Source organism: Amycolatopsis sp. MtRt-6 (genome assembly GCF_017308975.1).
In the GTDB taxonomy this organism is placed as follows: Bacteria; Actinomycetota; Actinomycetes; order Mycobacteriales; family Pseudonocardiaceae; genus Amycolatopsis.
This window is the reverse complement of record NZ_JADWPD010000025.1, coordinates 26,370-39,722: the sequence shown is the minus strand read 5'-3', so window position 1 is coordinate 39,722 and position 13,353 is coordinate 26,370. Positions and strand designations below refer to the sequence as shown.

Here is a 13,353-nt window from a genome sequence, read left to right as displayed (position 1 = left end):
TCTCCGGCGGCCGCTTCGGGGAGCGGGATCCGTTACCAGACCCCGGGTACCAGGCGCTTCGTTGCGGCCCGGTAGCGCTCGTAGGGACGTCCCAGCACCCGCGTCAGCACCTGCTCCTCGACGTCGATGCGCACCAGCACCGAGGCCAGCGGCAGCACGACCGTGCAGAGCAGCGACAGCCAGTTCCCGGCCGCCAGGCCGTATCCCCCGGCCAGCAGCAGGACGCCGGTGTAGGACGGGTGCCGCACCCAGCGGTACGGGCCCCGGGTGACGACCTCCTGGCCGCGGTCGACCTCGACCGTGGTGCGGAAGGCCCGGCCGAGCACCAGGACCGACCAGCAGCGCACGGCCAGCCCGGTCACCATCACGGCGAGCCCGGCGGCCGGCGCCCAGTGCGGGTGGCCCAGCGCCGCGAACCGGATCCCGCTCTCGGCGGGCAGGACGACACCGAACACCGTCGCGGCGAGCGTGGCCGACAGCGTCAGCACCACGACCACCCAGCGCGTGCCGCGATCGGCGGCGGCCGAGCCGCGGCCACGGCGCCGGTCCCGGACGACCAGCCCGATTTCCAGGGCCAGCCAGAGCCACGACGTGAGATGGACGGCGGTGAGCATGACAGGGCTCCTTTCTCCGAGCCGGGGTTCGGGTTGTCAGGCGGTCACTTCGAGAACGCGGACCGGACCCGCTTGCCGTTCGCGATCCCGACCACGCCGAGCAGCAGCACGCCGCAGACGGCCTGCTCGATCTTCATCCACGTCGGAAACCCGCCCGGCAGCGCGATGATCACCGCGATGACGACGACCATGATCGCCGAGACGAGCCGCAGCCGCAGCAGCGCCCGCGGGTTGCCCTTCGCCGCGCCCGAGGCGAACGACAGCATCAGGAACGCCGTGACCGCGACGATCGAGCCGCGGATCCACACGGCGTCGGTCACCAGGTCGGGGTTGTTCCGCATCAGCACGATCGCGCCGAGCGTGAGGACGCTGAGGACCAGGTAGCAGGTGACCAGGCTCTTCACCGTACCCAGTGCGGAGCGGGCTTCCGAGCCGGCGATGTTCCGGTTGGCGGTCTTGGCGTTCACCGTGCCTCCTTGAGATTCACATGACTTTTCCGGGGAAATCCCGGATCGGTCGGCGCCGGCACCGGCGCTTTCACTGGAACCATCTTCGCGAAAACGCGGCGGCACCGGCAGTGAGTTCGATCATCGACCGCCCGTGACATTTGTAATATGGGCGGAGATGGTGGCCGATCGGCGGAAAGTCCGGATTTCCCGGTTCGGCGGCGAAACCGCACCGGCAGCGCACCACACCGGGCCGACCGCCGTCAAGCGCCGGGTCCGGAGACGCGAACGGCGCCGCCCGGGAGTCCCGGGACGGCGCCGCGCGGGCGGTCAGTCGAACAGGTCGGGCTCCTCGCGGGCGATCCGCTCGAACAGCGGCTGGAACTGGATCCAGCCCGCGTACTCGTGACCGGACTGCTCGTGCGTCAGCTTGGCGTTCTCCACCGAGATCTCCCGGGTGGGACCGGCCGCCTTGGCCGCCAGCTGCGCCTGCGCCGAGCGCTCCATCGCGATGAACCACCAGGCGGCGGAATCGACCGTCGCGCCGACGGTGAGCAGGCCGTGGTTGCGCAGGATCGCCGCCTTGTGCGAACCCAGGACGCGGGCGATCCGGCGGCCTTCTTCCAGGTCGTTGACCAGGCCGGTGTAGTCCTCGAACACGGCGTGGTCGTCGTGGAACACACACGCGTCCTGGGTGAGCGGCTCGATGTGCTGCCCGGTCGCCGACAACGCCTTGCCGTACAGCGAATGCGCGTGCGCCGCGCCGACCACGTCCGGGCGGGCCTGGTGGACCGACGAGTGGATGACGAAGGCCGCCTTGTTGACCAGGTACTCGCCCTGGACGACCTCGCCCTCCCCGTCGACGAGCAGCAGGTCGCTCACCCGCACGTGGCTGAACGGGACCGCGAACGGGTTGACCCAGAAGTAGTCCGGGAACTCGGGGTCGCGGGCGGTGATGTGGCCCGCGACGCCCTCGTCGAAGCCGAACCGGCCGAACAGGCGCAGCGCCGCGGCCAGCCGTTCCTTGCGGTGCCGGCGTTCCTCGGCCGGATCGGCGAACTGCGGCGGCGCGGTGGAGCGGTAGTGCCGCACCAGTTCCGGCTCCGGGATCGGAGCGAGGTCCTCGGCCGTCAACGGCTCCCTGGTGGTCATGTCACTGTCTCCCTGGCTCGAACGGGGTGGCCCGGCCGGGGCGCGGCAGCCGCCCGCCCCGGCCGGAGCGGGGTCACACCGGCGCGGCGGCGGTCTCGGTGGCCTCGGCGGTCTCGGCGACCGGGCCGGCCGGCTGGGCCGGGACGCTCAGCCCGGGCACGGTCAGCTCCGGGACGACCTTGACCGCTTCCAGCGCCGCTTCGATCGCCTCGGCGAGCGTCGGCGACACCGAGTCGTCGAACTCGATCTTCGTCACCGGCACCTCGGCGTCGGTCGGCAGCCGGTCGTCGCCGAACGAAGCGTCGGCGTGAATGGCACCCTTGAGCGTCACCGATTCTTCGTCGGTGATCTCGCGGTTGAGCACCAGGGAGAACTTGTATCCCATTGTCCGTCACCTCTTGGTTGATTCCGTCACGGGGCTCGGAAATATGCGTCCGTCGGCGATCACGCACGTTAACCAGCGCATGCCGCCCGGGCAAGCGAGGTGTTCAGCTGCGGACCGCAGCTGAACGGGCGGACTCCGGGTATGTTTCCCGGGCCATTCCCCGTCCATTGCCCAGCGTCCATCAGCAAGCGGAGTGTCATGTCCAGCACCCAGCACACCGGCAGCCTCTGGTGCCGCCGTTACCGGGAAACCACCGATCCCGTCGCGCGGCTCGTCTGTTTCCCGCACGCGGGTGGTACCGCGCCCTTTTACCGGCCGTTGTCGTTCGCTTTGAAATCCGCCGTGGACGTCGTGGCGATCCAGTACCCGGGCCGGCAGGACCGGCACCGGGAGCCCGCGATCGACTCCGTCCGGGCGCTCGCCGACCGCGTCCACGAGGTGCTGGCCGCCGAGCCGGCGCTGCCGGTGGTCCTGCTCGGCCACAGCATGGGGGCGGTCGTGGCCTTCGAGGTCGCCCGCCGGTTCGAAGCGGCCGGGCAGGTTCCGGCGCGGTTGTTCGCCTCTGGCCGCCGCGGACCGGCGACCCGGCACACCGAAGCCGTGCACCGCGGCGGCGACGCGGCGATCCTCGCGGAGATCCGGCGGCTGAACGGAGCCGCCGCGGCCGTGCTCGACAACGAGGAACTGATGCGCGCGGCCCTGCCCGCCCTCCGGGCCGACTACCGCGCGGTGGAGACGTACTCCTGCGGCCCGGACGTCACCGTGGCCTGCCCGATCACCGTGCTCACCGGCGACGCCGACCCGAAGACCCCGGTCGCCGAAGCCCGCGCGTGGGAGCGGCACACGACCGGCGGGTTCGACCTGCGCGTGTTCCCCGGCGGCCACTTCTTCCTCACCGACGCGATGCCGGAGGTGGCCGGGCTGCTCGACCGCTGCTTCGCGCCCGAGCAGTCGGGCGCCCCCGCATTACCCGGCCGGCCGGCCCGGGCCCGGCGCCGCCGCCGGGCCCGGGCCGGGTCATTCCGCCGCTTTCGTGCGCATCGTCCAGTGGAACTCCGTCACCGGCCGTTCGCCGGCCGGCGTTTCCGCAACCCGCTCGAAATGCTCGTAACCGCCTTGGTGCGGCAGTTTGATTTTGTTCTCGTGCGCGTCCACCTCACGGACGCGGGCGGCGCCGTCGATGCTCGCGGGACCACCCACGAGCCGCGCCGTGACCAAAACTCCGTCGACGATTTTTTGCATGAACTTTTCCCTCCGCATGCCGAAGGTTTTGTCCGGCGGGAAACATTCCCGCCGTCGGCGGCGAGAATATCGCACGGATCACATTCGCCGGCGCCGCAGTTGAACACCCGCCCGGCCTCCCCCGGACGGGCGATGACGAATGTCATGTCCAGCCGGTGCGTGAACTCACTACGCCCGGCGCGCCCGCCGGGTGATGGTGGTACCCGAGGACGAAGAGGGAACGAACGATGACGACGAACGGGACCGCGGCCGGGACCTGGCCCACCGACAGCACCCAGCGCTGGGCCCAGGGCTGGCGCCGGTTCGCGCTGGCCTCCGGGATGCTGATCTACCCGGTCGCCACCGCCGTCGCGGTCCCGCAGCACTCGCAGGGCACCGACGCCGTGACCGGGTTGCTGATCGTCGTCGCGTTCTGCGCCTGCTACGCGCTGGCCGCGCTGGCCGCGACCCACCTGGCGTGGCGCCGGTTCTGGTGGCTGCTCGGCGCGATGACCGTGCTGTTCCTCGCCGAGCTGCCGTTCGCCCAGACCGAGTCCTTCTTCCTCGGCGCGGTGGTGGTCGCGGTGGCGACCTACTTCCTCGGCAGGCGGGCGGTCCCGCTCGTCGTGGCCGCCGTGCTCGCCAGCATCGTCGTCCCGTGGGCGGTCCGGCCCTGGCACAGCGGCGCGGGCTGGCTCGAGGCGATCATGATCATGAGCACCGTCCTCATCGTCTACGCGTTTTCCGAAATGGTGCGCGCCAACAACGCCCTGATCGAGGCCCGCGCGGAGGTCGCCCGGCTCGCCTCCGACGCCGAGCGCACGCGGATCGCCCGCGACCTGCACGACCTGCTCGGCCACTCGCTCACCGCGATCGCCGTCAAGACCGACGTCGCGCGCCGCATCGCCGCCCGGGAGGAGTCCGGCACCTTGCAGGAAGTCACCGAGATCGGGAAACTGTCGCGCCAGGCGCTGGCCGACGTCCGCGCCGCCGTGTCCGGCTACCGCGACGTGACGCTGGCCAACGAGCTGGCGCGCGGCAAGGAGCTGCTGCGTGCCTCGGGGATCACGCCCGACCTGCCGACCGCCACCGACGTCGTGGACGTGGCGCACCAGCAGCTGTTCGGCTGGGTCGTGCGCGAGGGGATCACCAACGTGGTCCGGCACGCCCGGGCCGGCCGGTGCACCGTCCTGCTGGCCGCGGACTGGGTCGAGGTGCACGACGACGGCGCCGGGCGCGCCCCGGCGACCGCCGGCAACGGCCTTTCGATGCTGCGCGAGCGGGTGGCGCTCGCGGGCGGCCGGATGGAAGCCGGCCCGGCCTCGTCGGGGTGGCGCCTGCGCGTGTCCCTCGAGCCGGCGACGGCGGCGTTGTCATGACGATCCGGCTGCTGCTGGCGGACGACCAGGAACTGATCCGCGAGGCACTCTGCTCCCTGTTGAGCCAGGAAGCCGATTTCGAGGTGGTCGCCTCGGTCGGCCGCGGCGACCAGGTCGTCGAGGCGGCCGCGTCGGGCCGGCCCGACGTCGCCCTGCTCGACATCGAAATGCCGGGCCTGGACGGGCTCGCCGCCGCGGCCGTGCTGCGCGACCGGTTCCCGTCGTGCCGGGTGGTCATGCTGACCACGTTCGGCCGCGCGGGCTACCTGCGCCGGGCCATGGAGGCGGGCGCGGTCGGGTTCGTCGTCAAGGACTCCCCCGCCGACGCGCTCGCGGACGCCATCCGCCGGGTGCGGGCGGGCGAGCGCGTGGTCGATCCCGCGCTGGCGGTGGCCACCATCGCGGCCGGGGAGTCACCGCTCACGGCGCGGGAACGCGACGTGCTGACCGCCGCCCGTTCGGGCGCGACGGTCGCCGAGATCGCGGCGAACCTCTACCTCTCGGTGGGCACGGTGCGGAACTACATCTCGGCCGCCACCACCAAGACCAGAACCCGGAACCGGATGGAAGCGTTGCGCGTCGCCGACGAACGCGGCTGGCTTTAGAAAACATTTACTTTTCCGGCAATTCCACCGACCGTCCGCGAGCAGCACTCCGGCTTGACAAGAATTTTGAAACGGACATACCGTTTAGTGAGTAACACCCCATCGTTTTACCTGGCCAAGCCTTGACACGATCGAGTGAACTGGGGATGCTGTAAGCAGAGCTAAGCAATTCCGCGGATGCGGACAGCAAACCCTGGGGATCTTCATGGCCAAGCGCGGAGAAGAGTGTTTGAGGGTAATTCGGCAGAGAATCTCTCCACTGGCCACCGTCCTGCCCGGACGGCAGCAGCACCCGTGCGGTAGTCAGGCACGGGTGCTGTTGTCGTTGGCCCGCAACGCATCGGCTGCGGCCGGGTGCCGGCGCGAGCCGCGAGCCACCTCAGGCCGCCCGCTCGCCGCATCCCGTTAATTTTTCGTTCGGCCGCGCGCGGGTTTCCTGTCCCGGATCGCCGCGCCGGTTTTCACCACCGCTCTACATCTGGGGAGATGAGCAACGTGACAGCGCAAGGTGCCTGGACTATCGAACCGGGCGAAGTGACAGCCCTCCGGACGGCTCCGGAACACCCCGGCCACCGCCGGCCCGGTGCCACCGTCCGCCTCCCGTTGAGTGCGCTCCGGCCCGCCGATTCGCCGCGGGGCAGCGGAGCCGACACCGAACACGTCGCGCGGTTGACGGCCATCGAGGGCCCGCTCCCGCCGATCCTCGTCGACCGCCGGACCCTGCGGGTGATCGACGGCACGCACCGGCTGCTGGCCGCGGCCGCGGCCGGCCTGACCACGATCGAAGCCGAGTACTTCGACGGGCCCGCGGAGGAGGCGTTCCTCCGCGCGGTCCAGGCGAACGTCACCCACGGCCTGCCCCTGTCCCAGGAGGACCGGCGCCGGGCCGCCGCGCGCATCGTCACGTCCCACCCGCACCTGTCCGACCGGGCGATCGCCGACATCTCCGGGCTGAGCGCCAAGACCGTGGCGATCGTCCGCCGCACCCTCGGGCCGTCGACCGCGCAGCCCACGGCCCGGATCGGCCGCGACGGCAAGATCCACCCGCTGGACAAGGCCGCGGGCCGGCACCGCGCCGCCCGGCTGATCGCCGAGAACCCCGGCGCGTCACTGCGGGAGATCGGCCGCCGCGCGGGTGTCTCCCCGGCGACGGTCAGCGACGTGCGCAAGCGCCTCGCCTCCGGCGTCCCCGTGGCGGGCGACCCGGTGCCGGCCCCGGCACCGGCACCCTGCCGGGCACCGGCGCCGGACCCCGTTCCGGCCGCCGAACCGGCCCCGCTCGACGTCGGCAAGCTGGTCGGGAACCTGCTCCGCGACCCGTCGCTGCGGACCAAAGAGGACGGACGGCAGCTGCTGCGGCTGTTGCACCGCAACGCCTGCGAGCAGCCGGATCTGTCCAAACTGGCCACCTGCGTGCCCCCGCACTGCGTCGAGGTGGTCCACGGGCTGGCCCGGCAGTACGCCGAAATGTGGCTGGCCTTCGCCCAGCAGCTCGGCTGACCCTCGTCAGCCCCACCGGCGAGGCCCGGTCTCGCCGCCCTACCCGTTCCAGCTTGAGGAGCAGGCCGACGATGTCCCAGCACACCCTGACCGAACCCGTTCCGGCCACCGGCTTCCGCCGTCCGATCGCCCCCAGCGAGTGGTTCTTCCTCGGCCACCCGGCCGAGCTCGCCGCCACGCTGCAGATCGTCGTCGAAGGCACCGGCACCCTCGATGCCGAGGAGCTGCGCGAAGCCGTCGCCGTGGCCTCCGCGGCCTGCCCGGGCAGCCGGCTCGTCCCCGACGGCCGGTCCTGGGCCGACAGCGGCGTCACCCCCCGGGTCCGTGTCGTGGACGGCCGGGGGCTCGGTGCCGCCGGCGTCCTCGCGGTGCCCGAACTGCAGGCGCCGATCACCGGCGAGCCGCGGTGCGAGGTCGTCCTCGTCGAGGGCGACCCGATCTCGGTGGCGTTCCGGGCCGACCACGCCGTGATGGACGCCAAGGGCGCGCTCACCTGGGCGCTCGACGTGTTCCGGGCGCTGCGCGGCGAGGTGCCGCTGGGGGCGCCGGACCCGGTCAGCGACCGGGACGTCTTCGCGGACCTGCCCGAGGCCGAGGAACTGGTCACGCCCGGCTACACGCAGCCGCCGGTGCTCCCCGGCTGCGAGCCGACCGACCACACCCGGTTCGTCGCCGGCCGGCGCAGCATCCAGGGCAGCCACCCGGCGCTGGTGGCGAAGCTGGCCACGCTGCTGACCCGCGAAGACGCCCCGTCGATCTTCTACATCCCGGTCGACCTGCGCCACCACCGGCCGGGGGTGCGCAGCACGGCGAACTTCTCCTCGGGCTTCTACCTGCGGGTCGAACCCGGGGAGGACGCCGGCAGCGTGCACGAGCGGCTGCTGCGCGAGCTCGCCGGCGGCGCCGCGGTGCGCAAGGCCCCGCCGACGGGCCTGCTGGACATGCCGCTGAGCCAGGTCGCCGAGGCGATGACCACCATCGACCGGCGCTCCCGGGAACGCGACGCCTACCCGTCCGACGCCGTCCTCGCGCACGTCGGCCGGGTCGACCCGGCCCTGCTGCACACTCCCGGGTTCACCGCGCACAGCCTCTACCCGCTGGCCCGGCCCTGCCCCGGCGGCGCCCCCGAGCTGAACGTCGTCGAGGTCGGCGGCCGGACCGAGATCACACTGACCTGGTGGGAGGGCGCCGAGACGGCCGGGCGGATCGAGGCGCTGCTCGACCGGATCGCCGAAGAGCTCTCCCCCGCCGCGGACCGGCACTGGGCGGCGAACGACACCGCCGTCGAACCGTCCACATCGGACGACATCGTGCGCCGGTTCCTGCGCCAGGCCGCGGAAACGCCGGACGCTCTCGCCCTGGACGCGCCGGACGAGAAGCTGACCTACGCCGAGCTGGCCCACCGCAGCGGTGTCGTCGCCGCGGCCCTGCGGGAGCTCGGCGCCGGCCCGGAGACCCTCGTCGGCCTGCTGAGCGACCGCTCGGTCGCGGCGGTGGTGGCGATCTGGGGCGTGCTCCGGGCCGGCGCCGCGTACCTGCCGCTGGACCCGGTCAACCCGGACGCGCGGATCGCCGGCCTGCTCGCCGACTCCGGAGCCCCGATCTGCCTGGTCGAGCGCCCGTGCCGGGCGCGGGACTGCCTGCCGCCGGACTGCGTCAAGCTCGTCATCGAGGACCTGGACTTCGCCGGCGAGCCGGCGGTGCCGGAGCTCGTCATCCCCGACGACCGGCTGGCCTACGTGATCTACACGTCCGGCTCCACCGGCAAGCCCAAGGGCGTCGAGATCACCCACGGCTGCCTGCGCCACTACGTCGCGTGGGCGGTGCGCGAGTTCGAGCTCGACCACCGGACGCGGCTGCCGCTGCTCGCCTCGATCGCCTTCGACGTCTCGGTGAACACCCTGCTCCCGCCGCTGATGGCGGGCGGCGCGATCGTCGTCCGCCCGGGCGAGATCACCCCCGCGCTGCTGCACGAGCTGCTCACCACGTCCGGCGCCACCATGCTCTCGCTGACGCCGTCGCACCTCGCCCTGATCAACCACCTCGGCCTGCGCCCCACGGGGTTCCGGAAGGTCGTCACCATGGGCGAGCTGCTGACCACGTCGGTGGCGCGGGAGGCGCAGGAGGTGTTCGGCCCGGACTGCGCGATCGTCAACTCCTACGGTCCGACCGAGACGACGATCGTGATGACCCTGCACCCGTTCGACGCCGCCACCGACACCCGGGGTTCCGTCCCGATCGGGGTGCCGACGGACAACAGCACGGTGTTCCTGCTCGACGCCCACGGCCGGTTCGCCCCCGCGGGCACGACCGGCGAGGTCTGCATCGGGGGCGCGCAGGTGGCCCGCGGCTACCTCGGCCGCCCGGACATCACCCGGGAGAAGTTCGTCCGGCTGGCCGACGGCACCCGCGTCTACCGCAGCGGCGACCTGGCACGGCTCCTCCCGACCGGCGAGCTGGAGTTCCTCGCCCGCACGGACGACCAGGTCAAGGTACTCGGCCACCGGGTCGAGCCCGCGGAGATCGTCCGCACGCTCGAAGGCCACCCGGCGGTGGCCCGCGCGGTGGTGGTGCCCCGCGGCACCGGTGAGCAGAAAGCGTTGTGCGCGTACGTGGTGGCGCGGCACGAGGTGACCACGGACGAGCTGCACCGGCACCTGGCGGGCCTGCTGCCGAAGTACCTGATCCCGGCGGCCACGGTGTTCGTCACGGACATCCCGCGGACGGTGAACGGCAAGGTCGACGTCCGGGCCCTGCCGGACCCGTTCCCGGCCGGCGCCGGGCCGGTCGCGGAGGAGAACCGCGACGAGGTGACCGAGCGGGTGGCGGCGATCTGGGCGGAGCTGCTCGACGTCAGCCCCGACCACATCGCGGCGGACGCGGACTTCCACGAGCTGGGCGGCAACTCCCTGCTGTTCCTGGCCATGGTGGCGGCGGTGACGCGCACGGTCGTGGGCGAGTCCGGCAGCGAGGCGTTCAACGCGTGCCTGGGCAGGCTGGTGCACGAGCCGACCCTGAAGAGCGTGGCGGAGACGGCCCGGGAAGCGGCGATGACGACGGCCTGACCCGGCCGGGGAGGACGGCCTGTCCTCCCCGGCCGGGTCGCTCAGTCGCTCAGCAGCAGCTGGTCGACCATCAGGTGCCCCCACGCGCCGGTCGCCTGGTCGACCACCCGCACCTGGGCGCTCTGCCCGTGCAGCGCGCTGACGTCCCAGTCGACCGGTTTGAGGACGCCGGTGTCGTCACCGGTCGCCGTGCGCACGACCTGGCCGTTCACCAGCAGGTCGATCGTGGTCTGGCCGGGCGAGCCCGCCGGGTGGTTGCCGCCGGCGAGGAGGAAGTGCAGGTGGTCGCGGTCGAGCGTGAACGGCGGTGACGTGATCGTGCCGGTACCCGGGTCGCCGCCGCCGGCGAAGGTGTCCAGGACCGCGTTGCCGACCATGCCGGGCAGGTACTCGAACGACGGGCCGGTGCCGGTGAAGCTGCCGGTCGTGGTCCAGCCGGGGTCGTAGGCGCTGCCTTCGAACCCGGACACGACGTGCGCCGGGCGCTGGGACAGGTCCGGGAACTCGGTGATCGTCGTGTTGGCGAAAGTGGCGCTGCCGCCGGTGGTGTAGAGGTTGATGCCGGTGTCGGCGGGGTCGGCGAACACCTCGCTGGAGTGCACGTACCGGCCGTCGTCGACGAACACCTCGATCGTCGTCCGGTCGACCAGGATCCGCAGGTGCGCGCTCTTCTTCGCCGGGTCCCACGGTGCGTGGCTCTCCCCGCGCGTGCCGGTGGTGTCGGGTCGGCCGGTCTGCCGCCGGTTGAGGTAGCTGTAGTCGCGGTAGATCCCGGTGTCCGCGTGCCGGGTCCCGTCGGCCGACACCCGCAGCTGCAGCCCGATGTTCTCCAGCTGGGTCCAGCTGACGTCGGTGTCGAGCTGGTAGGCCGTTCCGTGGTAGGCCAGCGGCACCAGGCCGCCGTTGACCTGGATGGTGCCGAGGTTGGTCACCGAGCGGGCGTGGGAAGCCAGCGCGGGTGTCGGCTGCGAGGCCAGGGCGTAGCCGTCCGGGTAGTGCTTCAGCGTGATCTGGCGGACGATCGAGTCGGTGCCGTTGAAGCCGTCCGACGCCCAGGTCGGGGTGGTGTCCGCGTAGGCCCAGTTGTTCATCCAGGCCAGGCCGAATCGCCGGTCCGCCGGCGCGGCCGGGTCCTCCCAGGTGACTCCGGCGTACCAGTCGAAGCCGTGGTCGAGCCACTGGGGCGTGGCCGCGTCGGCGGTGAACGCCGCGCCGTCGAACGCACCGGTCCAGTACGCGTAGGTACCCGGGATCCCGCCGGCGCTGACGCCCAGCACCCAGTGCGTGGTGCCGTCGTCGGCGCGGATCGGGAACAGGTCCGGGCATTCGAGGACGCCGTAGGTGCTGACGAAGTCCGACTGCCACGTCCAGGTCTTCAGGTCCGGTGAGGTGAAGAACCCGATCCGGTCGCCTTCGGTGATCGCCGCGACCCACCGGCCGCGCGCGGCGTCCCAGATCACCTTGGGGTCGCGGAAGTCGCGGCGGCCGCCGTTCGGGATCACCGGGGTGTCGCCGTGGGGCCGGAACGTCCGGCCGCCGTCGATCGAATACCACAGGAACTGCGCCTGCGGCCCGGAACCGTTGACCGGGTGGTCCATCTGCGTGACCAGCTGGACCACCGCGCCGGCGCCGAAGCCGGCCGTGTTCGCCGTGTCGACGACCGCGGAGCCGGACCACAGGTCGTGGTTCGCGTTGGTCTTCTTCGGCGCGGCGATGCCCTGGTCGGCGAAGGCGACGCCGTCCGTGGACGTCGCCAGCCGCCAGGCCGTGCCGACCTCGGTCGGGTAGTCGGCGTTGTAGAGGTAGTAGTAGTGGAGCTTGCCGTTCACGTACACCGGCCGCTGGGGGTCGTTCATCCAGTGGTCGGGCACCGTGAAGTGGTACTGCGCGCGGTAGGTGCCCGCCGCGGCGGCGGGCGGTGCGTCGGTCAGGCCCGCCACCGCCGTCGCCGCCACGAGGGCGACGGCGGACAGCAGGCGAAGGCGGCTCGTCGTTGAGCGCATGGGGACCTCCGGGAATTCAGGAATCGAGCAGGGCGAGGCGTTTGCCGTCCCACGCCACCGGCATGGGATCGCTGATGGTGCCGGCGAAGCCGGATTCGCCGCGGTGGTGGAACGCGAGCAGCACCCACCGGCCGTCGGACCGGCGGCGGATCAGCCGCCCGCTGTAGAGGCGGTCGTCGGTGACGGGTTCGGCGGCCGCGATGTCGAACGGCCCGAGCGGGCCACCGGCGGGCGCAGCCCAGATCCCGCCGGTCGTGCCGGTGGCTTGACGATCCGCCGAGGCGTGTTCGGCCAGGCAGGAGAACAGCAGGACCGGGCGGCCGTCCACCACCTCGACCTGCGGGACCTCCAGCTGGCCGAACCCGCGCGGGCCGGGCGCGGTCAGCGGCGGGCGCAGCTGCCAGTGCCGCAGGTCCGCGGAGACGGCGTGACCGACGACGCCGCGTTCGAACGCCTCGCCGGTCGCGGCACGCGCGGTGACGAGCATGTGCCAGCCGTCGCCGCCGGGGTCGGCGAACACCCACGGGTCGCGGAACGCCTCGTCGTGCCAGCCGTCGTCCAGGGTTTCGTACCAGCGGGGATCGGCGGCCAGGACCGGGTTTTCCGGAGCCCGGTGCCAGGTCACGAGATCCGGCGAGGTGGCGTAGCCGATCCGCTGGACGTTCTTGCCGCCGGGGGCGCGGGTCGCGCCGGTGTAGAACAGGAACCACGTCCCGTCCGGGTGCCGCACGACCGAGCCGGTCCAGGTCGCCAGGTCGTCGAACGCAGGCGCGTCCGCGCGGACCAGCGCGTCCTCGATCCGGGTCCAGCGCACCAGGTCGGCCGAGACGGCGTGGCCGATCGAAGCGCGGTAGTGGCGTGCTTCGGGGTCGTGCAGGGCGCGGGAGGCGTAGAGGAAGAACAGGTGGTAGCGGTCGCCGTCGTCGGCGAACCAGAAGTCCCAGACCCAGGAGTCGGGCAGCGAGAACATGGGAGCCTTTCGA

At 72.2% G+C, this 13,353-nt stretch carries 11 protein-coding genes and 1 pseudogene; 5 read left to right on the top strand and 7 right to left on the bottom strand.

Annotation, left to right across the window (positions count from 1 at the left end; genetic code table 11):
• Positions 1-32: 32 nt before the first annotated feature.
• From I4Q55_RS34060 to I4Q55_RS34045, 4 genes are all read right to left on the bottom strand, one after another.
• Positions 33-614: an isoprenylcysteine carboxylmethyltransferase family protein gene (locus I4Q55_RS34060; RefSeq protein WP_206793887.1), complete on the bottom strand. Its 582-nt coding sequence runs from the start codon at positions 612-614 to the stop codon at positions 33-35.
• A 44-nt stretch (positions 615-658) separates the two neighbouring features.
• A complete protein-coding gene (locus I4Q55_RS34055; RefSeq protein ID WP_307793388.1) occupies positions 659-1,081 on the bottom strand; it encodes a hypothetical protein in 423 nt (140 codons plus the stop codon).
• 309 nt (positions 1,082-1,390) lie between these two features.
• Entirely contained in the window at positions 1,391-2,212 is an 822-nt protein-coding gene (locus I4Q55_RS34050) for a class II aldolase/adducin family protein (RefSeq protein WP_206793884.1), read from the bottom strand.
• 73 nt (positions 2,213-2,285) lie between these two features.
• Positions 2,286-2,597 carry a hypothetical protein gene (locus I4Q55_RS34045; RefSeq protein WP_206793882.1) on the bottom strand — a complete coding sequence of 104 codons (312 nt, stop codon included), beginning with the start codon at positions 2,595-2,597 and terminating at the stop codon, positions 2,286-2,288.
• A gap of 141 nt (positions 2,598-2,738) precedes the next feature.
• Here I4Q55_RS34045 and I4Q55_RS51060 point away from each other — a divergent pair.
• Positions 2,739-3,515: pseudogene (locus I4Q55_RS51060) on the top strand (thioesterase II family protein); the annotation flags it as partial.
• A gap of 99 nt (positions 3,516-3,614) precedes the next feature.
• Here the strand turns inward: I4Q55_RS51060 and I4Q55_RS51055 are convergent.
• A complete protein-coding gene (locus I4Q55_RS51055; RefSeq protein ID WP_374194511.1) occupies positions 3,615-3,839 on the bottom strand; it encodes a DUF5988 family protein in 225 nt (74 codons plus the stop codon).
• Positions 3,840-4,066: 227 nt separating this feature from the next.
• Between I4Q55_RS51055 and I4Q55_RS34035 the strand changes: the two genes are divergently transcribed.
• The 4 genes from I4Q55_RS34035 to I4Q55_RS34020 all read left to right on the top strand — a co-directional run bounded on the left by I4Q55_RS34035 (position 4,067) and on the right by I4Q55_RS34020 (position 10,367).
• A complete protein-coding gene (locus I4Q55_RS34035) occupies positions 4,067-5,197 on the top strand; it encodes a sensor histidine kinase (protein ID WP_206793878.1) in 1,131 nt (376 codons plus the stop codon).
• Positions 5,194-5,802 (top strand): DNA-binding response regulator, encoded by a 609-nt coding sequence (locus I4Q55_RS34030; RefSeq protein WP_206793876.1) that lies wholly within the window; start codon positions 5,194-5,196, stop codon positions 5,800-5,802. Before I4Q55_RS34035 ends, I4Q55_RS34030 begins: the two co-directional genes overlap by 4 nt.
• Positions 5,803-6,405: 603 nt before the next feature.
• Positions 6,406-7,302 carry a ParB N-terminal domain-containing protein gene (locus I4Q55_RS34025; RefSeq protein ID WP_242547293.1) on the top strand — a complete coding sequence of 299 codons (897 nt, stop codon included), beginning with the start codon at positions 6,406-6,408 and terminating at the stop codon, positions 7,300-7,302.
• A 71-nt stretch (positions 7,303-7,373) separates the two neighbouring features.
• Entirely contained in the window at positions 7,374-10,367 is a 2,994-nt protein-coding gene (locus I4Q55_RS34020; RefSeq protein ID WP_206793872.1) for a non-ribosomal peptide synthetase, read from the top strand.
• 41 nt (positions 10,368-10,408) lie between these two features.
• On the opposite strand, the gene I4Q55_RS34015 is transcribed toward I4Q55_RS34020, so the two are convergent.
• Entirely contained in the window at positions 10,409-12,370 is a 1,962-nt protein-coding gene (locus I4Q55_RS34015) for a glycoside hydrolase family 32 protein (RefSeq protein ID WP_206793870.1), read from the bottom strand.
• 16 nt (positions 12,371-12,386) lie between these two features.
• Positions 12,387-13,340, bottom strand: coding sequence for a glycosyl hydrolase family 32 (locus I4Q55_RS34010; RefSeq protein ID WP_206793868.1), 954 nt, complete (start codon positions 13,338-13,340; stop codon positions 12,387-12,389).
• Positions 13,341-13,353: the final 13 nt, after the last annotated feature.

Excerpts from the sequence above, each read along its gene's own strand:
- I4Q55_RS34045 (WP_206793882.1), bottom strand. The coding sequence starts at position 2,597 with ATGGGATACAAGTTCTCCCTGGTGCTCAACCGCGAGATCACCGACGAA.
- I4Q55_RS51055 (WP_374194511.1), bottom strand. The coding sequence starts at position 3,839 with ATGCAAAAAATCGTCGACGGAGTTTTGGTCACGGCGCGGCTCGTGGGT.
- I4Q55_RS34015 (WP_206793870.1), bottom strand. The coding sequence starts at position 12,370 with ATGCGCTCAACGACGAGCCGCCTTCGCCTGCTGTCCGCCGTCGCCCTC.
- I4Q55_RS34035 (WP_206793878.1), top strand. The coding sequence starts at position 4,067 with ATGACGACGAACGGGACCGCGGCCGGGACCTGGCCCACCGACAGCACC.
- I4Q55_RS34030 (WP_206793876.1), top strand. The coding sequence starts at position 5,194 with ATGACGATCCGGCTGCTGCTGGCGGACGACCAGGAACTGATCCGCGAG.
- I4Q55_RS34020 (WP_206793872.1), top strand. The coding sequence starts at position 7,374 with ATGTCCCAGCACACCCTGACCGAACCCGTTCCGGCCACCGGCTTCCGC.
- I4Q55_RS34050 (WP_206793884.1), bottom strand. The coding sequence starts at position 2,212 with ATGACCACCAGGGAGCCGTTGACGGCCGAGGACCTCGCTCCGATCCCG.
- I4Q55_RS34060 (WP_206793887.1), bottom strand. The coding sequence starts at position 614 with ATGCTCACCGCCGTCCATCTCACGTCGTGGCTCTGGCTGGCCCTGGAA.
- I4Q55_RS34010 (WP_206793868.1), bottom strand. The coding sequence starts at position 13,340 with ATGTTCTCGCTGCCCGACTCCTGGGTCTGGGACTTCTGGTTCGCCGAC.